Origin of the sequence: Niallia sp. 01092 (assembly GCF_052318935.1) — a bacterium.
Taxonomy (GTDB): Bacteria; Bacillota; Bacilli; order Bacillales; family Cytobacillaceae; genus Niallia.
In genome coordinates this window covers 122,660-144,177 of record NZ_JBQRKO010000007.1, presented here as the reverse complement: position 1 = coordinate 144,177, position 21,518 = coordinate 122,660, and the positions used below count along the sequence as shown (strand labels likewise).

Below are 21,518 nucleotides of genomic sequence, written 5' to 3'. Positions count from 1 at the left end.
CTTCTGAGCAATATCTGCATTTAATGTATTTCCAAAATGGTTCCGAATGGTTTTAAGAAATCGTGCATCGCATACTCTGTTAACTCAAATTGTTCTTGTATATCAAATATTTTCCTCATGATTTGCTTTTTCTCGTTTTGATAGAATGGAATGTTCTTTTTATTTCCTTGCGTTTCATAATAGGAAACTTTTTTTACAAACAGTACGAAGACACCTTCTTAATTTTTTATATTTTTTTGTCCGTTTCATTTGTTTTTCCCGTTTTAATAGTTCTCCAAGACACGAATTATAAATGACGCGACTCACTTCTAAATTGCTTTCTATATCTTTAATAATAGAAGGATTTGTCCATAATTCCATCGTTAATACATAGGAAGGCGTTATCTCCTTTGCCATTTCAATCCTCCTTACCGAACATTCGTTCGCGTTTCGATTATAACAAATAAACTAGAACAAATGCACCTTTTAACAAAATGTTCAAAAAAAACAAATTCCTTCCACGCCTGAAGGAATGGGCTTCCTTTGCCTAAAATTCTGTGAAGTTGACATGAGACAAATCAGTTACCGTGTGGCTTCCATGTTTATTGTCATTTTCGGTTCTTTATTTTCCATATTTTAATGTTTTTAAATAAGAGCCAGAACGTATCTACTTGCAAGTGGATACGTTTTGGTTCTTTTTGTTTTTAATAGTATTAAATATTTCTTCTAATTTACACTACTGGGTCTCCAGCGAATAATCTTTGAAACTCCTTTTGTAATTTATGTGTTTTCTATGTCTTTTCTATTAAAAATAGTAAAGCACCTCTTCATTTTTACTAATTATACTTTTATTAAGTGTTGTTGTATGATGAATACACATCAAACTAATCCGATTTGTTTAGTTAGTTTAAAAAGTGAATACCAAGATCTAAACCAAAAATAGGAGGGTTTTATATGTCCAAAATAAAAGCGCCGAAAGAGTATATACAGAAAGAAAATATTATTTATTCTGCAGGTGAATATATAGGGAAACTTGGAAAAAAGGCGATTGTTATAGGAAGCTATACCGCTTTAGCAGCGGTTGATTCGATTGTGTGGGAAAGCTTAGAAAATGCAGGAGTCGAGTATCAAGTACATGTTTATTCTGGGTATTGCACAGAAGAATCGATTCAAGCTATTACAGGGATTGCAGTTGAATTACAGGCAGATGTTATTGTAGGGATTGGTGGTGGAACTGTTTTAGATAGTACAAAGGCAGTCGGCGAAAATATTGGTGTACCGGTTGTCACGATACCAACCATTGCGGCTACATGTGCAGCATGGTCCGCCTTAACAGTTCTATACAACGATAAAGGTGCAGCAGTAGGGTATAAAATTTTAAAAGAATCTCCCCATACCGTGCTAGTCGATCCTAATATTTTGGTAAAGGCTCCTTCTAGATATTTAGCTGCAGGTATTGCGGATACGATTGTTAAATGGTATGAAATTGCACCACATATAAGCAATGAAGGAAATGATGTTGCGTTTCAAACATCCTTAACGACAGCAAAATTAGCATTAGATATTCTTCTTGAAAACGGGGCAGCAGCACTTCAGGACAATAAGAAGGCTAGAGTAACGAAAGAATTTACAAAAGTTGTAGATGCAATCATTATGTTGGCAGGGATGGTTGGCAGCATAAAAACAGAAAAGCCTCGTGCAGCAATTGCTCATTCTATCCATAACAGCATCACTGCTATTCCAGGGACAGCTAAAAGCTTGCACGGAGAAAAAGTTGGTTTCGGACTAATAGCACAACTTATATTAGAAGGAAAACCGGATGAAGAAGTAGCTGAATTGATTTCTATCCTGCACAAATGGGAAGGTTCCATCACATTAGAGCAGCTTGAAGTACAGCATGAGAAACAGAAACAAATTAATCGAATCGCCGCAAGTGTCAAAATTAGAGAAGAAGCAATAAGAGTATTGGACTTTGAAGTAAACGAAGAGACATTAATAAATGCAATAGAGAAAGCAAATGCATTTGGTGAAAAAATAGTAGAAAGAGCGTTAAATACATCTATATAAAATGTTTATTGCTTTAAAACCGAGTTAATAGATAAGTTTAGTTGTATTGAAATTTAGGGGGAGAAAGTATGAAGAAGAAAATCATGCCAATTATTGCAACAATCGCTTTAGCAGCGGGTGTTTTAGCAGGATGCTCCAATGATAGTACAAAAACGAGTGCAACTGGAAAGGAAACGAAAAACGAGTTAAGTGATGTAACTTTGCGGGTAGCAGAGACAGGATGGGGCACTTATCAAAATGCACTTAAAGAAGCTGGTCTTGACGATACACCATACAAGGTTCAATACAATGTGTTTCAAGGTGGAAATTTAATACTGGAAGCAATGAATGCTGGTCATGTGGACCTTGGAACTTCAAGTGAAATTCCACCAATTTTTTCTTCCTTATCACAAAATGGAGACAATTCAAAAGTAATTGCGATCATTCAATCGAGTACATTGAATCAGGAACTTGTTGTACCACAAGGGTCCAGTATAAAGGATGTTTCCGAATTAAAAGGGAAAAAAGTAGGTTATGTCAATAATACAACAGCTCATTATTTTCTTATTAAAATGCTAGAAAGCGCTGGGTTGACATGGAATGATATTAAGCCTGTACCGTTAACAACTTCGGACGGTTTAGCAGCATTATTAGGAAAAAATATTGATGCTTTAGCAAGCTATGGGAATGCGATTGTTTCTGCAAGACAGCAGCATGCAAAAACGATTGCTAGTGCAAAAGATATTTTATCAGGCAATTTCCAAGTGAATGCATCAGTGGAAGCTATTAAAGATCCAGGAAAACATGCGGCTATTATTGATTATCTGGATCGATTAAATAAAGCATATGAATGGGAACGCAATAATAAGGAAGAATGGGCGGAAATAGTAGCGAAAAATACAAAGCAGCCAGTAGAGCAAGCATTGCAGATATTAAAAGAAGGGGAAGAGCAGCGTCCATCAACTGTTATTCCTCTGTCAGAAGCGAATACCGATTCGCAGCAGGATATCGTGGAAACATTCAAAAAGGTTGGCTTAATAAAGGAAAATATTGATGTTTCTTCCTTTTGGAATCATGATTTTGATCAAGAGCTTACAGACGAATTATCTAAAAATTAGTATAAGAGGATGTTCAAAAAGGCACCAAATGATAAGCGTCGAACCTCTTCGTTGGCTTGCTTTTCCGCTACTCACGTATCTAAAAGCATACGCTGTGTTGCTCAAAGCTACGCCGCCTCGATCTTCTTGCTTCTAATTTGTTACCTTTTTGAACACACACTATAAGGAGGAATTTCGGTGAAGAAGAAAGTAAGAATTTCTTATAAAATTTTGCCATGGATTGTACCTGTAATTCTTCTTCTTTTATGGCATGTACTTACAACAAGTGGAACCATTGGCGTACAAACCTTTCCAGAACCTTTAAAGGTGTTAGGTACATTTATTGCTTTAGTAAAAAGCGGGGAGTTAGCTGACTATATTGGCGATAGTGCAAAAAGAGCTTTCAGTGGATTTATTATAGGGGGAAGCGTCGGCCTTCTCTTAGGTTTAGTGAACGGATTAAGTTCAACGTCTGAAAAACTTTTGGATTCAACGATTCAAATGGTGCGGAATATTCCTCATCTTGCACTTATTCCGCTAGTGATTTTATGGTTCGGAATTGCGGAGCCGGCAAAATTAGTGCTTATTTCATTAGGGGTATTTTTTCCGATTTACTTAAATACGTTTCATGGTATTCGCTCCATTGAGCAGGGATTAACGGAAATGGGAAAAGTGTATAATTTAAATCGTTTTGCTTTATTCTGGCATGTTATTCTGCCTGGGGCGCTGCCTTCTATCTTAGTAGGTGTGAGGTATTCTTTAGGCGTGATGTGGCTCACGTTAATTGTTGCTGAAACAGTTGCAGCTGATTCAGGGATTGGATATATGGCAATGAACGGAAGAGAGTTTATGCAAATGGATGTAATTGTTTTAAGTATTTTAATATATGCCGTTCTTGGAAAACTATCAGATACGATTGCTAAATTTCTGGAGAAAAGATGGCTGCAATGGCATCCTAACTTTTCAAAAAATTAATTAATACAAATGGAATAAAAAATGATAGGAGGCAGGAGCTATAAAATGAGTGGAGTTAATGTGAAAATTCAAGGACTGGACAAAAGCTTTGGTGAGGCAAATATAATAAAAAATATTGATTTGACTATTAATAAAGGCGAATTTATTGCGATTGTCGGGAAAAGCGGTTGCGGAAAGAGTACGCTGTTACGATTGATAGCTGGTTTAGAACAGCCGTCTAATGGAGAGCTGCTTACAGAAGGGAAAAAAATTCAAGGATATAATGCAGAAACAAGAGTGCTGTTCCAAGAGTCAAGGTTATTGCCATGGAAAAAAGTAGTCGAAAATGTAAGAGTTTGCGCTGTCAATAAGAACAAGGAAGATGCCTATAAAGCTTTAGCATCTGTAGGTTTAGAAGAAAAGGGAAATCAATGGCCCAGGGTATTATCCGGAGGCCAAAAACAAAGAGTAGCTTTAGCGAGAGCGTTGGCAGCTGATCCTAAGCTGTTATTGCTTGATGAGCCTCTTGGTGCATTAGATGCATTAACGAGAATTGAAATGCAAAACTTAATCGAAAACTTATGGAAAGAAAAAGGGTTTACTGCTATTTTAGTCACACATGATGTCAGTGAAGCAGTAGCTTTAGCTGACCGTGTGCTTCTAATAGAAGAAGGGGGTATAGCGATGGATGTTTCGATTCCATTAGCAAGACCAAGAATTAGAAATAATGAATTTATCTACTACGAGAAGATGATATTAGATCGAGTTTTAGGAAAACAAGAACTGAACGATAATCATTTGCCAAAATTAGAGTATTCCTCGTTAAAGTCTAATATACTTTAATTGAATTCATGGGGATATTGGGCTAGTAATAGCTTGAAATAGAAGACTATTATTTTATGAAGAAAAGGAGAGGAAACCGTTGGTTCTAGATATTTTTACAAAAAATGAAAGTGAATTAGAACAAAAATTAATTGATGTCAGAAGAAATCTTCACCAGGAACCAGAATTATCGAATGAAGAAGTAAAAACCACCTTAAAAATAAGAAAGTGGTTAGAAGAAGCGGACATTGACATTTTGGACCTGCCTCTTAAAACGGGAGTTATTGGTGAAATAAGTGGGAATGTTGCTGGTCCTACAATAGCAATACGTGCAGATATTGACGCACTTCCAATTCATGAACAAGCAGATATTCCATTTCCATCAACAGTTCCAGGTGTCATGCATGCTTGTGGACATGATTTTCATACTGCTGTTATATTAGGTGCTGCTTATTTATTAAAGAAAAGGCAAGAAAATTTAAAGGGAACCGTTCGAGTACTTTTCCAGCCAGCTGAAGAAACAGGGCATGGAGCAAAAGCAATTCTCGCATCAAAAGGATTAGAAAATGTAGAAGCAATCTTTGGATTGCATAATGATCCACTTAGCGAGTTAGGTGTATTAGGAACAAAAGAAGGGGTGCTAACCGCAGGTGTAGATCGATTTGAGATAGAAGTAAAAGGGAAAGGCAGCCATGCTGCAAAACCGGAGGAAGGAATAGATCCTATTATTATAGCAGCGGAAATTATCTCAAGATTACAAACGATTGTAAGCAGAGAGGCGAAATCTAGTGAAAGTGTTGTAATAAGTGTGACACAAATACATGGAGGCAACACGTGGAATGTAATACCTGAATCAGTCTATTTAGAAGGAACTGTCCGCACCTTTAAAGAAGAAATAAGAAAAACGATTCCGGCAAAAATAGAAAGGGTGTTAAATGGAGTCGCTGCAAGCTATGGCGGAGAAGCACGTTTAATATGGCATCCTGGACCACCATCTGTTCAAAATGACAAAGAATGGACGCTCTTCGCGAAACGCATTGCTGTGCAAAATGGCTATAAAGTGGTCGAAGTAGAACCGACTGCAGGTGGTGAAGACTTTGCTTTTTACCAGCAAAAAATCAGAGGTGCTTTTGTCAACATTGGAGTAGCGGGAGAATACGGGCTTCATCATCCGAAATATTATTTAAATGAAGAAGCGATATTGCCTGCAAGCTATTACTTTGCAGATTTAGCGGAACAAGCATTAGTAGAACTATACGGGCAGTCCTTATCTGCTAAGTATATCCCACAAGTATGAATAGGTATCAATAAATAATCCATTATCTTCCTAAAAGTTATAGGAGGATAATGGATTATTTTTAATAGAAATTATTATTCTCGGCACTGAAAAAGCACTGGGTTTAGACGGACGAAGGAGCAACCGCTTGTTTAAGCTTTGATTAACTTCCTTTTCTCCAAATAAGTGAACCTGCCCCAAAATGTGGATGTGTACAAAATTCAAATTGATGATATTTTTCTTGTAGTTCTTTAAGGGACAAGTTGTTTAACGTCGTGATGTTATCGTTTCCAAAGCAGACTAATTTATTGATGAGCATTCTTCTTTTTTGACAAAGGTCTTCATTACTCATTTGATGATCCTCCTAAAGAAAATTTCATATTTATACTCTAGATAGCCAAAGGCTTTTTCATTGAAGATTTTTCGGTGAAATAATCTTCAATGACTTGAAGCAAGTTGGTAGAAGCTTTGCCAAAACTGCTATTATTTCTTCTTAGTAGCCCAATTACTGGTGCTGCATCCAGATCCTTAATCTCCACTATTTTTGTTCCTGGTATTGGGGAGGAATGGGCTATTCGTGTAAAAAGGGAGATGCCTATTCCTTTCTGTACATAATGTTTATGGGCCATGCTGCTGCTTAGCTCTAATTTCTTATAACTTGTTCCAATTGCTTCTACAATTGATTGTTCAATTTTGATCCGGATTGGGCAATTATTCGGAGTAAAAAGTAGTGTTTCATCCTGTAGATCTTTTAGATTAATTTCATTTTTATCAGCTAACCTATGAGACTCAAATACTAGTAAAACAATGTCGTCATAATATAAAGGTTTATAAACGTTTTCCATCGTTACTTCCGGTGCACCGCAAATGGCAAAATCAATTTCGTCGCGATAAAGCATCGTGCTTAATGTATTAGCATCTGCCACATATATAGACACTTCTACTTTTGGATGCTCCTTTAAGAAGTTAGATAGTATGTGCGGAAATTCTAGACTAGCTGTTGGTTCAGATACACCTATGCGAATTAAACCTGCATTGCCGCCTTCTAAATCTTCTAAAGTTTTATCTAATCGGTCGTACTCCCTTAATAAAGCATTCGCTCGTTCATAAAAAAGCCGACCTGCCTCAGTCATTTTGAGCGTTTTTCCTCGATCTAATAATTTTTCGCCGATTTCTTCTTCCAAATGCTTAATATGTAGGGTGATGGTTGGCTGAGAATAATTTAAGGCTTCGGCAGCTTTTTGAAAATTGCCTAATTTAATGATTGTTGTAAAGGTTCTGATCGCTCGTATTTCCAATTTATTTACACCTCTTTATATGAAATTTAAAAATTTTAAAGTACAGATTTACTTTTACTGATTATACATATGCAAATATTTGTTTTATTATAATCTATATCAACAACTATTCCAAGTGGTTTAGATGGAATTGTGGAAGGAGAATATAATTTTGGGAAAAATAACAAATTTATCAGGTGATTTTATAATGGATACTCAAAATAAAAATTATTTAGAGGGAGGGTTTCAAATTCAGCCCGAATATGACTTTATTCAATCGGCGGGGAGGGTGAAAAAATGACTATAAAGTTAAGCATTCTTGATCAAAGTCCAGTAGGAGAAAAGGAAAAAGCAGAACAAGGTTTGCTGAACACAGTCCGGCTTGCTGAAGCAGCTGATGATTTAGGCTACCATCGTTTTTGGGTATCTGAACATCATAACAGTGAAGAAATTGCCGGATCTGCGCCTGAAGTTCTTATTGGATACTTATTAGCAAAAACGAAAAATATAAAAATTGGCTCAGGCGGGGTGATGCTGCAGCATTATAGTCCTTATAAAGTGGCAGAAGCTTTTCATGTTTTATCATCGCTGGCTCCCAATAGGGTAGATTTAGGCATTGGCAAGGCACAGGGCGGATTGAATTTATCTACAAAGGCTTTGCAAGAGGACAAAAAAGAAACACAAAAAAGCTTTGAACAAAAGATTAAAGAGGTAAAAAATTTTATATCAAGCGAATATAATCTTTCACCTGCGGAGTTAAAGGCAACTCCTGTTCCAACAGTAAAACCAGAGCTTTATTTGCTTGGAGGAAGTGTTGAAAGTGCAGAACTAGCTGCAAAATTAGGGATTTCCTATGTGTTTGCCTTTTTTATAAATGGAGAAGAAGCTGTATTAAAAGAAGCAAGAGCAAGATTTCAACAACTATCTCCTAAAGATGCAAAAAACACTTTCATTTTATCAACGACTATTGCAGTTGCTGAAAGAGAGGAAGAAGCACTTGACTATATAAAACAAAAGGAAACAATTAAGGTAACTTTCTCAAACGGGAAAAGTTTGAATGTGGGCACAAATGAACAAGCAGAAAAATTAATAAATGAAAGCGAAGGACTAGATTATCAAATAAAAGTGCAAAAGGCAGGCTATATTGCAGGTACAAAAGAAAGTGTAAGAAAAAGAATTGTTCAATTATCAGAACAATATGAAATAGATGAAATAATTGCTTTGACACCTATTGAAGATATAGAGAAACGAATTAAATCCTTTAGATTATTAAAAGAAGCAATTCAAACAGATATAAAATTGGAAATAGAAGGGGCAGAGGCAATATGAGTCAAACAAAAAAAGTAGTCGTATGGAGTAAAGTAGGCTGCAGCTATTGTGAAGAAGTAAAGTCTTATTTAACAGAAAATAATATAGAATATTCCAATATTGATGTAACAGAGAATGATATATTAAGAGATGTATTAGAGGTGAAATATGGTATTAGATATGTACCAGTTGTAGAAATCAGCAATGGGGAAAAAGAATCGTATAAGGCAGTATTTAAAGTTGATTTGGAGGCCTTAAAGGAGGAATTGGAAGTATAATAAACAAAGAATTTATTGTTTTGTAATAGGTTGAAAAAAAGTATTGAATAAATTACATTATAGTAAAAAATGCTTGGGTTAAGTTCATAACCGAAGCATTTTTTGGTTGATTTCACTATTATTTCCATTAAATTCAGCAGCATACTTACAGTAGATACCAATAATGGATTCTTATAAAAAAATATTATTACTTTTCAAAAAATTATCTCACAACTCATTGACATTGAGAATCATTCTCCATATAATCAAATTCATAAATGAAAATCAATTTCAATTAAGTAATTATTTTATCTATTTTTTATTAAAACAGAAGAGGGGAAACGAAATGAAAAAGAGAGAATTAAAATCTATTTTTGCCAGTTTTATCATGGCTTCAGCTTTTTTAACAGCTTGTGGAGCACAGGATAATGCAGAAAAGCCAAAAGAGGAAAAACAAGAAGAGACAGCAGCAAAGGAAGAATCTAAAGCTTCAGAAGAAGTAGATTATGCTTCCGTTTATACAGAAGCTATTACAGAATTAGATAAAGCCAAAGAAGGAAAAGAAGTTGATTTCGGGAAAGTATCCGAGCTTTATACAAAAAATCTTCAAACCCTTGTTCAAAACCGCGATGCAGAGTTTGAAGCAAAGAGCGACCAGCACATAACAGCTGCTCTTCAGGCAGGCAAAGACAAATCAATGGATCCTGTCGTTGTAAGACAGATTTTCGATAAATTAATGCAAAAGGTTTTCTATACAACAGTTAAACATGAATTTACTGAAATTGAAGAAAACTGGGGCAAAAAGGATGAAGTAAAAGAAGAAATAGAAGAAGCAAAGGAATTTTATTCTATCCTGCAAACAACGGTTGAAAAGCGTGATGCTGCCTATGGAACGAATATGGTTTCCGTTATTGACGGCGGATTCAATGAAATTGAAAAAGCTGCAGAGTCAGGTGATCAGCTAGGCTTCTTATTAGGAAAACAAGTGGTAGATAAAACATTAATGAAAACATTCTATTTGGCAACAGGTGCAAAGCCTAATGGTTATGCGACAAAAGCTGCTGCAGCTGCAAAAGAAAACGCAGAAGAGGCTAAAATTGAACAAGCAGAAGGCTGGGCATTTTACCAATCTATTTTCACATACGTGGACAAGCACTCTGCAGAGGAAGCAGCATTTATAGAGAGCCAATTCAATTTAGAAAATGATGTAGCAAAGCTTGACCCAGAAGCTGTAAATAAAGCATTTGTACGTGGATTTTCCAAAATTGCCTTGGATGAATATAAGGAAAGTGTAGAAACTTGGGGAGAAGATAAGTCAGCTGTTACCGCATTGGAAGGTGCATTGTTTATTGATGTCATTGGGGAAGATATCAAAGGACTTATTGGTGAAAAAGACTATAAAACTTTAACCGAGCAGGCTCAACAATACCTTGAAGCAGCAAAGGCGAAGGATAAAAAGGCAGGAGAGCCAATCTTAGCAGAAATCCAAGCTACATTGCAAAAAGTTATTGAACAAGCGAAATAAACCATTTACACTAATGGAAAAACCTTGTCATTAAACAAGGTTTTTCCTGTTGAATAAAACGTCTATAATTGGAATAATGAAGTCCAATAAAATAGATAGAGGTGTTATGTTGAAGATTATCATTACAGGTGGTGCAGGATTTATTGGCTGCCATCTAGCAAGAAGATTAATAGCAGAAAATCATGAGGTCCATATCATCGATTGTCTGCATCCATACTATTCTAAAGAAAGAAAAAGGAAACAATTGAGTACCATTGACTCTTTGAGCAAGGATCGATTTACACTATTGGACCTTTTAAATAGGGAAGAAACAATTGCTTTCTTTCAATCTATTTCACCAGATGCGGTTATCCATTTAGCAGCCTTGCCTGGTGTTGCTTATTCGATTGAAAGGCCATTAGAATATGTGGATTATGATATTAAAGCAACCATCAATGTTCTGGAAGCCTGTGGACAAAGTGGTGCTAAGCAAATGATTTTTGCTTCTTCCTCATCTGTGTATGGAAACCAAAAGGGGCCATTGAAGGAAGAGCTGGCTACCGGCAACGTGATTTCACCGTATGCTGCCTCCAAATATTCCGCAGAGTCTTTTTGTCATGTATATCGACATTTATACGGATTTGAAACGAAGATCTTACGTTTTTTTACTGTATACGGACCTTGGGTTCGCCCAGATATGGCACTCGGGATCTTTTTAAAAAAGCTGCTTAAGAATCAAGAAATCACACTGTTTGGTGAAGATCGAATTCGTGATTTTACCTATATAGATGACATTGTTGACGGCATTTATTTATCGTTGACTCAATTACATAAAAGCGAAGTAATTAATCTTGGTTCAGGCAACCCAATTTCCATGCTCTCCTTATTAGATGAATTAAAGCGATATTTTCCAGAGATGAAGATTAGGAAAGAAAAATCTCGTACAGGAGATGTTGTACAAACATGGGCCGATATTGATAAAGCAGCAGATTTTTTCGAGTACAAGCCTAAAATAAGTTTTGAGAAAGGTTTAGCCGAAACCGTAAAGTGGGCGAAGGAAAATGAAGATTACCTTTAAAGCGGTAAAGTTAATATGTTCCTTATTGGTTGTAGGTTTCTTTTTTTATCTGACATTCTATTACTTTGATGGTAGATGGATTTGGAATGGTATAAAGGCTATTATACAATCGCCATTCACTCTGACTGCAATATTATTAGTATATTTTCTTTCTTTTTGTTTGAAATCCTTAGCTTGGAAAGTTTATTTAAATGGACGGCCTAGGTTTTCGACATGTTTAGTGGGAATTTTATATAGTTTGTTTGTGAACCATTTATTGCCCATCAAAGCAGGCGACCTTGTCAGAATAAAAATCTTGAGCACCAGGGATGACATAAGCGGGGAGGATGCGGTCCATTCTGTTATTGTTCTAAGGCTGCTGGACATGATCTGCTTAATAGCCTTTACAATGGCTGGTCTTTTTGTGCTTGGAGTAGATTTTCAAATACCTATTCCACTGGTCATAATTGGAAGTGTTGTACTAATTCTTTCCGTGATCGTCGTAGTGCGGTTTTTTCCAGTCTTTTTAAAACGGCACCTTAAACTATTCAAACAAGCGTTTAAAGGCAGAAATGGAATGGTGATCTTTACTGCTATAGGATTAAGTTGGATTTTAGAAGCAGCTGTCTTATACGGAACGGTTATCGTTTACAAGGGAAACTTATCGATTCTCGAAGCTGTTTTTGCCAATAGTGTAACGGTTTCAGGACAAATTTTCCAAATAACACCGGGTGGAATAGCCAACTATGAAAGCTTTCTAGTCTTTGCATTGCGACTATTCGGATTTGCGATTCAAGAAGGTTATACGATTGCTATTGTTACTCATGCTGTCAAATTCTTTTTTTCATATGCAGCAGGGGCAATAGCTATATTTCTATATCGGGTATCATTTAAGACAATGTTAAGCTGGACAAGAGTGAGAGGAGTGAGAAGCAAATGAAAAGTGCATCAAAATTTGAAAAGGTTGCGGCACGATGCTGGAATTTATTAAATGAGGGGAAACCTTTTACACCGATCTTTGTGGTCGGAACGATGCTGTTATTTCACATGGCAGTTTTGACCGATTGGGATTCGTCCTTAGCCTTATTTCAATCGTTTTTGTATGTGATCCCATTGTTAGTTGTTTATTATCTTTTTGATTTTCCGCTTTTTTTACGCAATTATCTTTGGGTTCCTTTTGTTGCCTATTTAATCATATGGAATGATACAAATATTAGTCTTTTATTCTTTTCAATCGGTCTATATTTCTTTTTTACCGTATTCTTTTGGGGTACGCTTTATTATCATTTAAGAATCGGTACGTCGTGGTTAAACTTTACCCGTTTTTGGAAGCTTGTAATGAAAAATAGTGATTCAACAAGCGGAAACGCTCAGGAACAAATTCCTAAGTTTTTACTGTTGTTGTCTCTTTGGGAATTTTTCTATGCAAAATTAGATTCAGGTACTTCAGTTGATTTTACATCTATTGTCATCTTTTATTTAAGTGTGCTTGTCTTTGCTTATATTCTTCATCGCAATCTATTCGATTGGAAGCCAAAAATGTATAGCGGCTTTACAAGAGATCAGTTTGCACAGCCGGAAAAAAGCATTTCTGATAAAGCGATTGTTATTGTGATAGATGGAATGCGCAAGGAGCGTTTTTATGATGCAAATACGCCATTTCTTGATTATTTAAAGGACAACGGTACAGAATATATGAACATGGAAACCGTCTACCCTGCAAGAACGGTCGTTTGTTTTTCATCGATGTTTACAGGAACTTATCCTAAGGAACATGGCATTCACTCCAATATGGTTTGGAAATTAGGAATTAAGGTAGAGAGTATCTTTGATTCGTTAAGGAAGGTTGGCAAAAAAGGAAGGCTGCTTGGAATCGCCCATTTAGTTGATTCGATGGGAAGCGATGTTGAAACGGTAACGGCTGTAATGCATAATGATCAGGCGGATCCGAATATTATGAAGCGGGCAAAAAAAATCATGAAAGAACAAGATCCAGATTTGTTTATTGTACAGATGATTGCAACAGACCAAACCGGTCATAGCCGCGGTGTGCTTTATGATGAATACCTGCAAAAAATACACGAAGCTGACAGACTTATAAAAGATTTTGTAGACTGGCTTACTGAAGAGGGGAAGATGGACAATACAACCCTTTTCATTTGTGCGGATCATGGGCAGGCTGACGGGATCGGCGGCCATGGTCATTTAGATGAAGGAGAAAGATTTGTTCCCTTTTTTATCCACGGACCGAATATTGCTAAAGGAAAGAAAGTGGAAGAAAAACATAGTCTTGTTTCTTTAGCACCGACATTAGCTCATTTACTAGGTGCGCCTTTTCCAAGTCATAGCAGAGGAAAAGTCTTAACAGATGCCATTGAACAGAAGGATGAGATGTAATAATGAATAAACTTCAAGTGATTGTATTTTTGCCAGCCTTTAATGAGGAGGAATCAATCGGAGACGTTATTAAAAATATTCCCCGGGAATTTCATGAAAAAGTGGATGTAAAAGTTTTGGTCATTGATGATGGCTCCAGTGATCAAACTGTTGAAGTAGCAAACAAAGCTGGAGCAGACTTTATTGTCAGTTTTTCGAAAAACCAGGGACTTGGTGCAGCGGTTCGCGCTGGGCTTCGTGAGTGCTTTGAAAGAGGAGCAGACATTGGTGTGATGATCGATGCAGATGGAGAGTATCCTGCTCATCACATTCCTAATCTGTTGCACCCCATTTTTCAAGGAGAGGCAGATTATACAATGGGGTCACGCTTTTTAGGCACCATTAAGGGCATGAAGATTCACCGCCGTTTAGGCAACTATTGTTTTACCTTTCTTCAGAGCTTGTTATTGAGAAAATGGATTCACGACGGACAGTCGGGGATGAGGGCTTTTTCGAGACAAGCCCTTCAACATGCTGAAATTATTCATGATTATAATTATGCACAAGTTCTCACATTAAACCTCGTTCGAAAAGGGTTTCGGATGAAGGAAGTAGCTATTCCATACCAAGTTCGTACAACTGGGGAATCATTTATTACTTTTAAAGGATATTTATCTTCCGTTCTTCCTGTAATTTGGAAGGAATGGAATCGTAAGGTTGAAAAAATTGATATTCATAAGAATGCTTATAATTTAGAAGAATTGGAAAAGTCAGAAAAAGTTCATAAAAACAGCCTGAAAATAGCAAAATAACATTGACATAAATAATGATAATCATTATCATTAACATTATCGATAGGAGGAACTAGGATATGAAAAAGCGAATTATTTTAACTTTTGCAGTTATTTTTCTTTTTACCCATTTGTTTTCTATAACAGCGAATGCTTATTCATATGGTGATCCAAATAAGGAAGAATTAGCTGAAGCATATAAAGAAATGGTGATCGAATTAGATAAAAATCCTCCAGATTTTACTACAGCACGAAAACATTATGAAACCGTTAAAGAAGAAGTCGATATGCATATGGGACCGGATCCATCGAAAATTATTCTCCAAAACATAGAGGATAAAGATAAGGAACAGACGATTAAAAATATGGATGTGCTTCTTGTATTAAATATTGCTCGGCGTTTGGAAAATGTTGAAAAAAATTTCAAAGAGTTTGATACGAGTAAACGATTGTTGGCGAAGGGATTTGCTACATATGAAGCACTGTCTCCGAAAATAGAAGCAAAAAACGCAGATCTTGATAAAGAGCTCAAAGCAGAATTTGATAAAGCTTTAGATTCTCTGGGCAATCCTGGACTTTTTGGAGTAGGGCAAAAAAAAGCTGATTTAGACGCTTTTAAAGCAAGTAAAGAGACAATTCTTTCAAAGCTTCAATCAGAATTTAAGATAAAAAGTTTAGAAGTAGGACATTTTTCTGAAAGTGCTACAGAAACAGAACAAAAAAATAAAGATTGGACAGATTTATCCAATATCCGAAACTGGCTGCCAATCATTATCATCGTAGTTGTTATTGCAGCTGTTATTATCGTGGCAAGACAAAAAAGAAAATAATTATTTTCAATAGGAGAGAGGTGGTCATTTTATGGAAATACAAGCACTGTTAATTACATTTCGTGAGGTTCTTGAAGCGCTCTTGATTGTAGGAATTATCACGACATACTTAAAAAGAACGGATAACAAGAAGTATACAAAATATGTATGGCTGGGAGCCGGGCTAGCTGTATTGGCTAGTTTTGGGGCTGCTATGTTATTTCAACTTGTATTCACTGGCTTTGCGGCAATGGTCAGTGAAATGTATTTGAAAATAAGCATCATGATTATTTCTGCTCTCCTATTGACACAAATGGTATTTTGGATGGCTAGCCATAGCAGAGACTTAAAAGGCAATACGGAAGACAAGATGAGTAAGTTTATTTCAACAGGAAATGTTGTTGGAATGGTCATTCACTCTTTCTTAGTAGTCCTTAGGGAAGGGATTGAAACCGTCTTTTTCTTTGCTGCTATTACTGGCGGGAATATTGGTGCTGCGATGCACGGATGGGGTGCTATTACTGGCGTCGTCATTGCATTTGTTGTTTCTCACCTATTCTTTAAAGGAACAATGAAAATATCGCTTAAGACATTTTTTAAAGTGACAGGGGCATTTATCATTTTAATCGCTGCTGGGCTTCTGGTTCAGGCTATTTCGATGATGCAGGATTTAGAGATTATCGGAAGTGTCATTCCACATCTATACGATTTAACTTGGTTCCTGCCGGAGCATCCGATTGATTATGATCATTATTTGCGAGATCATGGGACAGCACCGTTATTGTCAGGGGAAATTGGCATCTTTTTGAAAGCATTGTTTGGCTACTCATCGATGCCATCTATAGAAGAAGTTATTGCCTACCTTGGCTATTTTGCCGGAATTTATTTATTAACGTCTTATCGATCTACTGACGATGTAAAACAAAACAGTAAAAAAAAGACAAAAGCTTTAAAAAACGCAGTAAGCAATCAAAAGAATAAGCACGTTTATGAAAAGTACTAGGATTTCCTTGTGCTTTTTTCTATATGCTTATTAGAAGGAAGGTCATATGGATATACATAAAAAAGCTGAGTGGCATTACAAAATACTTGTCTTGACAAGTATAGCCGCCATCATCATTTTATTCTTGTACCAATTAAAGCACATTAATGCCTTCGCAGCTTCATGGGATCAGGTGGATTATTCTCTTGCTTTGGAACGATTCGATATCATGGCGATGCAGCCACATTTTCCCGGATACCCTTACTTTATTCTTGGTGGAATGTTTATCCATCAATTCATAGAAGATCAAACAGCTTCCTTAACGGTATTTAATATTCTTTTTTATTTTAGTGCAACCTTTCCGATTTATAATCTGGCAAGAGGACATGTTTCAAAGCCGTTCAGTTTCTTGATTACTGCCATGATATACTCCTCTTCATATATTCTATTAACTGTAAATCAACCGATGTCTGAAGGAGCGGGCTTAGCGGCATTATGGTGGTATTTTTGGAGCATTGATAGAGCCGTTCGAAAGAATGGGCGCCTTGCTGATTGGCTGCCTCTGATTCTTTTTAGTGTATTGCTTGGAATACGTTTATCTTACATACCTTTTGGCGTTGGACTTATTTATTTGTTCTGGAAAAAATGGAACGACAAAACATATACACGGAAGCAGCTGTATATGCGCATCGTGTTTGCTTTCCTGTTTCAGCTCATATGGATAGCGGGCATTATTTTTTCTGAAGGAAGTATTCATGGATTTGTGAAGCTTGCCTTTGCATTTACGAGCGGCCACTTTAATGATTGGGGAAATACGGCGGTTTCAAGCGATCAATCTATTTTGGATCGGGTATTTACATTGATGTTCAACAATCTTTTTTGGCATGGATTATCGTCGCTGTCTATTATTATTGCTATCATCATGGTCTTATTTTTGCTTTATGGTTTATTGCATTTTAAGTGGAGTTTAAAAACATTTTCGTTGGCTTATGTGATGGCTTTAAGCTACTTTATTTGGGCGCTGTTGGCACAAAATGTGGATAAACCTCGGCATATTGTGCCTGTTGTCTTGTTTATCCTATTTATCCTGTTCGTAGCAGTTTTAAAGAAATGGACTCATCCGATAGCAGGCGTTATCTTTATAATCTTGCTTTTTTCGAATTCGGTAAAATCGGTCCAAATGATTGATGAACAAGCTAACGAAATGCCTGCCAGCTATCAATTAGCAGAATACACAAAAAAAATGGATAAAAACTCTATTCTTTACACATGGGAAGAAACAAGGGTATTGGAATACTTGGACTCCCCAATTCATCATAAAAAAATTATGACATACGAGATTTTCTTGCATGATATGAGTTATTATAAAAACAGTCAAATTTTTTTAACGAATAAAGTAATTGAAGGGTTTTCGAAACAAGGGATTGATCTGTCAGGCAAAATCCAAAAAGTAAAAACGTTTCAATCCAATCCTATTTATGACCCTGTTTATCATGAGATTACGTTGTATGAATGGTTTAAGTAGTATAAGGTTTAAAAGGAGATTCTTAAAGGATAAAGGTGATAATCATGCAAAATATTGTTCAGCAAAAGGATGGGATTTTTCCGTCTGTATGTTCACTCGATTGTCCGGATCAATGTGGGTTGCTCGTTCATAAGCAAAATGGAAAAATAATTAAGGTGGAAGGGGATCCGAATCATCCGATTACAAAAGGAAATATTTGTAATAAAGTTCGTCATATGACGGAAAGGATATACGATCCGAAACGCCTTCAAACTCCGCTGAAAAGAGTAGGAGAAAAAGGGGAAGGGAAATTTGAACCAATTAGCTGGGATGAAGCGATCTTAACCATTACAAACCATTGGAAAGAATTAATCGAACAATATGGTTCAGAAAGTATCCTCCCATATAGCTTTTATGGAAATATGGGGAGATTAAATGCAGAAGGAATGGATCGACGCTTTTTTCATCGTCTAGGAGCAAGCAGGTTGGATCGAACGATTTGTCAAGTTGCTGGTTCAACAGGCTACAAATATACAATGGGTGATGCTATAGGGATTGACCCAGAAGAAACGATTAACACAAAACTCTTTTTATTTTGGGGTATTAACGCTGTTAGTACAAATATGCATCAATTGACAATTGCTCAAAAAGCTAGGAAAAAAGGAGCAAAGATCGTCGTTATTGATGTGCATAAAAATCAAACAGGACGTATGGCAGATTGGTTTATTCCTATTTTGCCAGGTACGGATAGTGCACTTGCATTAGGAATCATGCATATTCTCTTTGAAGAAAATATGGTGAACAGGGATTTTTTACAAGAATATACGATTGGATATCAAGAATTGCAAAAGCATGTCCATCAATATGATCCGCAAACTGTATCGGGCATAACAGGAGTACCGGTCGATGATATTTATAAGCTTGCACGGATGTACGGGAAAACATCTCCTTCTTTCATTAGAATAGGCAATGGGTTGCAGCATCATGATAATGGAGGAAATTGTGTACGAACAATTTCTTGTCTGCCTGCATTAACGGGACAGTGGCTTGTTAAGGGAGGCGGGGCAATAAAATCAAATTCAGGTTTTTTAGCTACAAATGCAAAGGCTTTGCAAAGACCAGATTTATTGCTTGATCAAAAAACTCGCGTTATTAACATGAATTCGATTGGACATGCATTACTGCACGCTGATCCGCCAATTCGATCTATGTTTGTATATAGTTGTAATCCTGCCGTTGTTGCGCCAAATGCAAATAAAGTAAAAGAAGGATTAATGAGGGAGAATCTTTTTACAGTTGTTCACGACTTGTTTTTAACAGAAACAGCTGCATATGCCGATATAGTATTACCTGCAACATCAGCATTTGAAAATATGGACTTCTACGCTTCTTATTGGCATCAATATATACAAATTCACCTGCCAGTAATTGAGAACTATGGTGAATCAAAATCAAATGTTGAGGTGATGCGTCTTTTAGCAAAAGGGATGGGCTTCACTGATTCGATTTTCCAAGATACAGAGGAAGAGATGATTGAACAAGCGCTTGATAATGAAAATAATCGTTATTTAGAAGGTATCACTCTTCAATCACTTTTAGATTATCAGTATGTAAAAGCGAGCTCAAAATCCTTATTTCCACTTAAAACGCCAAGTGGAAAAATTGAGCTTTATTCAAAAAAAATGGAGGAAGACGGTTATCTTCCACTTCCAACCTATATTCCACTTGAAAGTGAAGAAGATGGTGGTTTTCTGTATATACCAGCGCCAAATCATAATTTTCTAAATTCAACCTTTTCAAACAATGAAAAGCATGTTTCGATGGAGAAATATCCAAAGCTTTTTATGAACGTTCTAGATGCGAAAGAAAATGGCATTGAAAATGGGGATCTTGTTAAAGTGTGGAATGAACGAGGAGAATGTGAAATTATTGCATCTGTAGGTGAAAATGTTTTGTCTGGAGTTGTAGTATCGCAAGGCTTGTGGGCAGATGAAAAAGATAAGAAGCAGTTAGTGAACAGTCTTACACCTGATCGGATCGCTGATATGGGTGGAGGCGCAACCTTTTTTTCAGGAAAAGTTAATGTGAAAAAAGTAGAGAGAAATTCATTATATTAGAATAAAAACCAATTGTAGAGAAAAAGGAACCTGTCTACAATTGGTTTTTTGTTTTGCTATTATTTTAGTATCACTATTTATAGTGTTTTAGATACTTTTTTCACCTTTTCTGTGTCTTTAAAAACCCCTGTGATGACTTCAGGTTCACGATCAAACCCTTCACCATTAAACGTATGGCTTACTTTTTCTGTAAAATCTTCATTGACAAGAAGCGAGTCAACAAAGAGGGGGGCATCCTCAGGTTTTAAATCTTGATACCATGTTCCTTTCGGATAGTCGATAACAACACATTTATCATGACATCTTCCATTACATCGTGTACGTGTCGTGTGAAGCGCATCGTCAAGTTCTCGGTCTAAGATTTCTTTCCGAATCGCTTGTGTCAGCTCCTCTGCTCCGGCCCGATTACAGCTGCTGCCGTTGCAGATAAGGATATGATGCTTCGTATTGCTTAAGTCCCATGTCGCCATAAATATTTCCCTCCAAATAAAATAAAGTCATCACGATTTAAAATAGTTAATAGTTTTATTTCTTTGTCTTGCTTCATTCTTCCTTTTAAAGCGTAATGGTTACGATTTATGTAATTTTATCTCTTTTCCAAGTCCAACGCAAATATTTAGGAAGAAGCTGCATAATGCTAGTGTAAGAAAAAATAGGGTAATATCATTAAGTTAAAGCCAGTTAAGAATAATAGATTAATTTAGAATAGTCAATTGTAATTTTACTTTATCAAGATATAGACATCATTTTTAGGATTTCTTTTTTTGCTTACAATTGATAGAATAAACACTATAAACGTAGTAGAAATTATTTAACGGATTTTTCTATTTTAATGGTGTTAACAGGGGCACTTTATTTTTTTAGAAGAAACAATAGAATGGATTATTTGTTTGATTAATGGACATTTAAGAAAAGTTACTTTAAAGTAGTATTAAAGAATAGAAGGCAACAAGTTTTGTAATACAGAAAATGAAACGATTTATGAGATACGAATACAACTACATAATGCTTTAGACAAGGTGCGCAAAAATTGCGTTAAAAGGGAAGAACGGTGAAAATCCGTCACGGTACCCGCCACTGTAATAAGGAGTTTCATTGCAAGTGTCACTGAAAATGTTTGGGAAGACGCAATGGAATGTAGATTTTAAGTCAGGAGACCTGCCTTATCTAAAGACTTCATTAACCTACGGGATATAGGAGGAAGTGCTGTTGAATGCAAAACGCATCGTTTTGTGTGTATTTATTCTGCACTCCTGCTTTGGTAGGAGTGCTTTTTTATTTTAGAGAGAAGAAAATTTTACTTAACATAGGGCTCTATAACAGGAGTATATGATGTTTGAATATTGGCAAGGAGGAGCATGA

General features: G+C 36.2%; 21 protein-coding genes and 1 riboswitch. Of the genes, 17 read left to right on the top strand and 4 right to left on the bottom strand.

Features of this window, described 5'->3' with window-relative positions; translation table 11 throughout:
• Positions 1–174 precede the first annotated feature (174 nt).
• Positions 175–396 carry a hypothetical protein gene (locus ACTXGU_RS08690; protein WP_443481109.1) on the bottom strand — a complete coding sequence of 74 codons (222 nt, stop codon included), beginning with the start codon at positions 394–396 and terminating at the stop codon, positions 175–177.
• A gap of 537 nt (positions 397–933) precedes the next feature.
• On the opposite strand from ACTXGU_RS08690, the gene ACTXGU_RS08685 reads away from it, so the two are divergent.
• The 5 genes from ACTXGU_RS08685 to ACTXGU_RS08665 all read left to right on the top strand — a co-directional run bounded on the left by ACTXGU_RS08685 (position 934) and on the right by ACTXGU_RS08665 (position 6,195).
• A complete protein-coding gene (locus ACTXGU_RS08685) occupies positions 934–2,046 on the top strand; it encodes an iron-containing alcohol dehydrogenase family protein (RefSeq protein WP_443481108.1) in 1,113 nt (370 codons plus the stop codon).
• 68 nt (positions 2,047–2,114) lie between these two features.
• Positions 2,115–3,143: an ABC transporter substrate-binding protein gene (locus ACTXGU_RS08680; protein WP_443481107.1), complete on the top strand. Its 1,029-nt coding sequence runs from the start codon at positions 2,115–2,117 to the stop codon at positions 3,141–3,143.
• A gap of 177 nt (positions 3,144–3,320) precedes the next feature.
• The gene (locus ACTXGU_RS08675; protein WP_443481106.1) at positions 3,321–4,097 is read left to right on the top strand and encodes an ABC transporter permease subunit; all 777 of its coding nucleotides are present in this window, start codon (positions 3,321–3,323) and stop codon (positions 4,095–4,097) included.
• Between the two features lie 45 nt (positions 4,098–4,142).
• On the top strand, positions 4,143–4,919 hold the full coding sequence (locus tag ACTXGU_RS08670; RefSeq protein WP_443481105.1) for an ATP-binding cassette domain-containing protein: 777 nt from the start codon (positions 4,143–4,145) through the stop codon (positions 4,917–4,919).
• Positions 4,920–4,998: 79 nt separating this feature from the next.
• Positions 4,999–6,195, top strand: coding sequence for an amidohydrolase (locus tag ACTXGU_RS08665; protein ID WP_443481104.1), 1,197 nt, complete (start codon positions 4,999–5,001; stop codon positions 6,193–6,195).
• Between the two features lie 142 nt (positions 6,196–6,337).
• Here the strand turns inward: ACTXGU_RS08665 and ACTXGU_RS08660 are convergent, their stop codons facing one another.
• Positions 6,338–6,526, bottom strand: a complete 189-nt coding sequence (locus tag ACTXGU_RS08660; RefSeq protein WP_443481103.1) for a Fur-regulated basic protein FbpA — start codon at positions 6,524–6,526, stop codon at positions 6,338–6,340.
• Positions 6,527–6,563: 37 nt separating this feature from the next.
• Positions 6,564–7,472 (bottom strand): LysR family transcriptional regulator, encoded by a 909-nt coding sequence (locus ACTXGU_RS08655; RefSeq protein ID WP_443481102.1) that lies wholly within the window; start codon positions 7,470–7,472, stop codon positions 6,564–6,566.
• Positions 7,473–7,623: 151 nt separating this feature from the next.
• Here ACTXGU_RS08655 and ACTXGU_RS08650 point away from each other — a divergent pair, with 151 nt between their 5' ends.
• From ACTXGU_RS08650 to ACTXGU_RS08595, 12 genes are all read left to right on the top strand, one after another.
• The gene (locus tag ACTXGU_RS08650; RefSeq protein ID WP_443481101.1) at positions 7,624–7,752 is read left to right on the top strand and encodes a hypothetical protein; all 129 of its coding nucleotides are present in this window, start codon (positions 7,624–7,626) and stop codon (positions 7,750–7,752) included.
• Positions 7,749–8,780 carry an LLM class flavin-dependent oxidoreductase gene (locus tag ACTXGU_RS08645; RefSeq protein WP_443481100.1) on the top strand — a complete coding sequence of 344 codons (1,032 nt, stop codon included), beginning with the start codon at positions 7,749–7,751 and terminating at the stop codon, positions 8,778–8,780. Before ACTXGU_RS08650 ends, ACTXGU_RS08645 begins: the two co-directional genes overlap by 4 nt.
• Positions 8,777–9,037, top strand: a complete 261-nt coding sequence (locus tag ACTXGU_RS08640; RefSeq protein ID WP_443481099.1) for a glutaredoxin family protein — start codon at positions 8,777–8,779, stop codon at positions 9,035–9,037. Before ACTXGU_RS08645 ends, ACTXGU_RS08640 begins: the two co-directional genes overlap by 4 nt.
• Before the next feature lie 325 nt (positions 9,038–9,362).
• Positions 9,363–10,541: a hypothetical protein gene (locus tag ACTXGU_RS08635; protein ID WP_443481098.1), complete on the top strand. Its 1,179-nt coding sequence runs from the start codon at positions 9,363–9,365 to the stop codon at positions 10,539–10,541.
• Positions 10,542–10,647: 106 nt separating this feature from the next.
• Complete coding sequence (locus ACTXGU_RS08630) at positions 10,648–11,598, top strand: NAD-dependent epimerase/dehydratase family protein (RefSeq protein ID WP_443481097.1); 951 nt, start codon at positions 10,648–10,650, stop codon at positions 11,596–11,598.
• Complete coding sequence (locus tag ACTXGU_RS08625) at positions 11,582–12,517, top strand: lysylphosphatidylglycerol synthase transmembrane domain-containing protein (RefSeq protein ID WP_443481096.1); 936 nt, start codon at positions 11,582–11,584, stop codon at positions 12,515–12,517. The genes ACTXGU_RS08630 and ACTXGU_RS08625 overlap by 17 nt, the downstream gene beginning before the upstream one ends.
• Positions 12,514–13,974, top strand: coding sequence for an alkaline phosphatase family protein (locus tag ACTXGU_RS08620; protein WP_443481095.1), 1,461 nt, complete (start codon positions 12,514–12,516; stop codon positions 13,972–13,974). The genes ACTXGU_RS08625 and ACTXGU_RS08620 overlap by 4 nt, the downstream gene beginning before the upstream one ends.
• A 2-nt stretch (positions 13,975–13,976) precedes the next feature.
• Entirely contained in the window at positions 13,977–14,765 is a 789-nt protein-coding gene (locus ACTXGU_RS08615; protein WP_443481094.1) for a glycosyltransferase family 2 protein, read from the top strand.
• Positions 14,766–14,824: 59 nt separating this feature from the next.
• Positions 14,825–15,574: a hypothetical protein gene (locus ACTXGU_RS08610; protein ID WP_443481093.1), complete on the top strand. Its 750-nt coding sequence runs from the start codon at positions 14,825–14,827 to the stop codon at positions 15,572–15,574.
• A gap of 31 nt (positions 15,575–15,605) precedes the next feature.
• A complete protein-coding gene (locus ACTXGU_RS08605; RefSeq protein ID WP_443481092.1) occupies positions 15,606–16,556 on the top strand; it encodes an FTR1 family iron permease in 951 nt (316 codons plus the stop codon).
• Between the two features lie 46 nt (positions 16,557–16,602).
• Positions 16,603–18,060 (top strand): hypothetical protein, encoded by a 1,458-nt coding sequence (locus ACTXGU_RS08600; RefSeq protein WP_443481091.1) that lies wholly within the window; start codon positions 16,603–16,605, stop codon positions 18,058–18,060.
• 44 nt (positions 18,061–18,104) lie between these two features.
• Complete coding sequence (locus ACTXGU_RS08595; protein ID WP_443481090.1) at positions 18,105–20,156, top strand: molybdopterin-dependent oxidoreductase; 2,052 nt, start codon at positions 18,105–18,107, stop codon at positions 20,154–20,156.
• A gap of 77 nt (positions 20,157–20,233) precedes the next feature.
• Here ACTXGU_RS08595 and ACTXGU_RS08590 read toward each other — a convergent pair whose 3' ends face one another.
• Positions 20,234–20,626, bottom strand: a complete 393-nt coding sequence (locus ACTXGU_RS08590; protein ID WP_443481089.1) for a (2Fe-2S) ferredoxin domain-containing protein — start codon at positions 20,624–20,626, stop codon at positions 20,234–20,236.
• A 530-nt stretch (positions 20,627–21,156) separates the two neighbouring features.
• A riboswitch (cobalamin riboswitch) is annotated at positions 21,157–21,336 on the top strand.
• Positions 21,337–21,518 lie beyond the last annotated feature (182 nt).